We start from the raw sequence: 4,443 nt of genomic DNA, 5'->3' as shown, positions 1-4,443 counted from the left end.
ACGCCTGAGCTTCACCCCTTGCCAACCTGAGTACACAGATCTATGTTTATCTGAGTACTCAGATCTTTGAATGCATCACCCGCCCGAGGTACTGGGTGGCCGAGCACACGAAAGAAGGGAGGCCCGGCCGATGCGCAGGGTGGAAGTTGAGGACTGGCATCGGCGCGCGGCCTGCCGCGACGTAGATCCGGAGCATATTGACCGGACTACGGATCGGTTTGCCTGCGTGTTCGAGCTGGTGGAGGTGATCTGGCCGGTACGAGTCATGCGACCTGAAGGGGGTTGCATGACTTTCGACGAGCTCGATCGTGATGTGCGGTCGTTGCGTCTGTCCGGCTGGGGCCGGGTCGTGGCGTCCGACGTGCTGGTGCCGTATGTGGTGGTGGACGCCGAGGGCGTCGCGGTGGAGCCGATTCGCCGGTTCTTGCGCGAGTTCGTGGCGCGGGGTCACGCGGCGGGCAGCGTGCGCAGCTACGCCTTCGACCTGCTGCGATGGTGGCGGTTCCTGCGGGCCGTCGGCGTGGAGTGGGACCGGGCGAGCGCGGCGGAGATCCGCGATTTCGTGTTGTGGTTGCAGCAGGCCGGCAAGTCTCGCCGGGCGCCGCGGACCAGGTCGTTGGCCACGGTCGGGCAGGTGAACCCGGTGACCCGCAAGCAGTACCTGGACGACCGGTTCGCTGCCCGCACGATCCGGCACAGCAACGCGGTGCTGCGCTGTTTCTATGAGTTCTGGATCGAGACCGGCGGCGGCCCGCTGGTCAACCCGGTGGTGACCGACCGGGGCCGGGGCCGGCGCGCGAACGCCCACCACAACCCGTTGGAGCCGTTTCGGGCCGAGGGCCGGCTGCGCTACAACCCCAAGGCGCCCAAGCCGCGGCCGCGGGCGATGCCTGATGAGCGCTGGGTCGAGCTGTTCGCCGCGATGCGCTCGGACCGGGACCGAGCGGTGCTGGCGTTGGCGATCAGCACCGGGGCCAGGGCCGGGGAACTGCTGGGGCTGCGCGTCGCCGACGTGGACTGGGGCGACCAACTCGTCCGGGTCTACCGCAAGGGCAGCGGCGCCCCGCAGTGGCTGCCGGCAAGTTCCGAGGCGTTCGTGTGGTTGCGGCTGTGGCTGGCCGAGCTGGGAGAACCCGCGCCGGGTGATCCGGTCTGGCAGACCCTGCGCCGCCGGGCCCGTCCGGGGCAGGACAAGCGCCGCCGGCCGCTGACCTACGACGCGTTGCGGGCGGTGATGCGGCGCGCGAACGACGCGTTGGGCACCAACTGGACCATGCACGACCTGCGCCATACCTGCGCGCTGCGGATGCTGCGCTCGCAGACCCTGACGCTGCGCGACGTTCAGACGATCCTGGGGCACGCGCAGCTGACGACCACGCAGGTCTATCTGATCACCGACGACCATGAGGTCCTCGCCCGCACGCACCGCTACCTGGCCGAGCGCGAGCAGCGCAGCGAACCGCCGCCGCCCGCCGCCGGCTACGACGGTGACGACCTGGCCGTCCTGCTCGGCGGAGGCGTGCGATGACCACCTCTACCTCTACCTCTACCTCTACCTCCACGTCCACGTCCGCTTTCAGATCCACCTCACCGGCGCCCGCCGCGCCGTCGGGCACCGTGGTGGCGCGCAGCGCCCCGGCCGCTGTCGCTGCCGCGGACCGGGTCGGGCCGATGGACCGGTCCGGGGTCGAGGAGATCCTGACCAGGCTGCCGGAGCTGGGCACCTGGCCGGACTGGGGTGCAGAGCGTCGAGGGCAGACGCTCCTCGGGGCCGCCACCATCCTGGGGTGGCTGACGGGCTTCGACGGGAGCGGATGGCAGCAGCGGTGGATCCACGCCGGCGCTGACGCCGGGAAGGCCTGGTTCGACGAGGTCGGGGTCCCGGGACGCACCACCGGCTCCGCGCGCGAGATCCTCCGCGACGGCCTGGCCGGTCTGCTGCTGGGTCGGGTCGTGCTACCCAGCTACGGGTTCCTCACCGCCTACAGCGCCTACAAGCTGTTCGCCGAGGTCCGGCGGGTGATCCAGCCCGAGGTGTTCGACGCGATGACCCGCCGCGCCACCGCGACCGGGATGGCGCCCGGCTCGATGCATCACGGGCTGGTCGCGCTCAGCAAGCTCGTCCTGCACACCGGGCTGGATCCGGAGCGGCTCACCTTCGCCGACGTCGAGGAGATGCGGCAGGAGCGCCGGGCGCGTCGCGGCGAGGCGCCCACGGGGATCTTGGCGGCTTGGGACCTGTTGCGCGGGATCGACGTGGTCCCCAATCACCCCTACCGGACGATGCGCCGCGAGGGGCCGCTGCCCACCGCGGTGCTGGTCGACCGCTACCGGATCGGATGCCGACCCGTGCGCGATGTTCTGATCCGCTACCTCGACGAACGCCGCCCCGCCCTGGACTACAACAGCTTCCTGGGCATCACCGGCTACCTCTGCGGAGCGTTCTGGGCCGACATCGAGGCCCACCACCCCCACATCGCCGGGTTGCACCTGCCCGACGACGTGGCCGCCGCCTGGAAACAACGGCTCGCGCTGGTCACGCCGCGCGGCGGCGGACAACCGCGCCCGCGGCGCAACTACATCGACGTCCTCATGCAGGTCCGAGCCCTCTACCTCGACATCCAGGAATGGGCGTTGCAAGACCCCACCTGGGCCGAGCACGCGGTCCCCAGCCCGGTCCGCCGCGGCGACACCGCCGGGCACGCCAAACACAAACGCCGGGTCACCGCCGCGATGCACCAACGAGTCCGGGAACGGCTACCCGCGCTGGTCGCGCTCGCCGACTCCACGCACCGCCACCGCATCGCCACAGCCGGGCTGCTCGCCGCGGCCGGGGCACGGGCAGTAGGCGAGGAGTTCGACCACGACGGAACCCGCTACCGCCGCATCGCCGTCCACCAGCTCCCGCGGCGCGAGAACGCGCACCGGCGCGATGTCGTCCTCGTCGCCAACGTCGCCACCGACGAGATCATCAAGGTGACCCAGAGCGAGGACGCGGCGTTCTGGGCCTGGGCGGTCATCGAAACCTTGCGACACACCGGGGTCCGCCTCGAGGAACTCCTCGAGATCACCCACCTCGCCCTGGTCTCCTACCGGCTGCCCGACACCGACGAACTCGTCCCTTTGCTGCAGATCCTGCCCTCCAAGACCGACCAGGAACGGCTGCTGCTCATCAGCCCCGAGCTGGCCAGCGTGCTGGCCACCATCATCAGCCGGCTGCGCAACACCAACAACGGGACCGTGCCACTGACCAGCCAATACGACCGCCACGAACGACTCACAAGGCCCCCGCTGCCGCACCTGTTCCAACGCCGCACCGGCCACCGCAACGAGGTCTTCAGCGTCACCACGGTGCAGAACCTGCTCGACGCCGCGATCGCCCGCGCCGAGCTGCTCGACGCCGCCGGCCAACCACTGCGGTTCACCCCGCACGACTTCCGCCGGATCTTCGCCACCGACGCCGTCACCGGCGGCCTGCCCGTCCACATCACCGCCCGACTGCTCGGCCACCAACACCTGGCCAGCACCCAGGCCTACCTCGCGGTCTTCCAGGACGAGCTGATCAACACCTACCGGGCGTTCCTCGACCAACGCCGCACCGCGCGACCACAGGTCGAGTACCGCGACCCCACCGACGACGAATGGCGCGAGTTCCACCAGCACTTCGCCCTGCGCAAGGTCGAACTCGGCACCTGCGCCCGCCCCTACGGCACCCCCTGCAAACACGAACACGCCTGCATCCGCTGCCCGATGCTGCGCGTCGACCCCGCCCAACGCAACCGGCTCGTCGAGATCATCCACAACCTCACCGAACGGATCACCGAAGCCCGACTCAACGGCTGGCTCGGCGAAGTCCAAGGCCTCCAGGTCAACCTCAGCGCTGCGAATAACAAGGTCACCGCCCTCGACCGCCTCCGCCGCGACCAGCAACCACGCACCGAACTCGGCACCCCCCATATCCGACAGCGCGTCGAGGAGGACGCCCAGCGGGAGGTGACCTCGTGATCATTTCCGCCGCAGTAGTCCAGAAAAAGCAGTTTTTCCCGGTGGGAAGAGCCGGGCCGGCGCTGCTGCAGATCGCGCGGGCGAAGGCGGTCTGTGCGGGTTGCCCGGTGCGGGTGGAGTGCCGGGAGGCGGCGCGGGCACTGGGCTTGGATGCGGAGTTCGGCGTTTGGGGCGGCGAGTCCGAGGACGAGCGGCGCGTAGCGGTCCGGCGAGCGTCCCGCGCGAACACGCTCCCCGCGACGCGGGGTGAGACCGGTGATCCGCCCTGCCCCGTTGCAGCGCGGCGGCAGCGGGGCAGGGCGGCATGAACACCCAGGGGGAGACGCCACGCGGTCGAGTCCCGCAACCACGGGTGTGGCTGGCCGGGGGTGGAAGCACGCCACTACCGAGCCGGGCCGAGGTCGACCAGCTGGTGCTGACCGATCTGCAGCACTTCTG

General features: G+C 70.2%; 2 protein-coding genes and 1 pseudogene. All 3 read left to right on the top strand.

The window, feature by feature from the left end; all coding sequences use genetic code 11:
* Positions 1 to 286 precede the first annotated feature (286 nt).
* Positions 287 to 1,528, top strand: coding sequence for a tyrosine-type recombinase/integrase (locus VGJ14_09520; GenBank protein HEY2832652.1), 1,242 nt, complete (start codon positions 287 to 289; stop codon positions 1,526 to 1,528).
* A complete protein-coding gene (locus VGJ14_09515) occupies positions 1,525 to 4,005 on the top strand; it encodes a site-specific integrase (protein HEY2832651.1) in 2,481 nt (826 codons plus the stop codon). The genes VGJ14_09520 and VGJ14_09515 overlap by 4 nt, the downstream gene beginning before the upstream one ends.
* A pseudogene (locus VGJ14_09510) lies at positions 4,002 to 4,226 on the top strand (WhiB family transcriptional regulator). Before VGJ14_09515 ends, VGJ14_09510 begins: the two are co-directional and overlap by 4 nt.
* Positions 4,227 to 4,443: the final 217 nt, after the last annotated feature.

The sequence above is a fragment of the Sporichthyaceae bacterium genome, assembly GCA_036493475.1.
Taxonomy (GTDB): domain Bacteria; phylum Actinomycetota; class Actinomycetes; order Sporichthyales; family Sporichthyaceae; genus DASQPJ01.
This window is presented reverse-complemented; position numbering and strand designations above follow the sequence as displayed.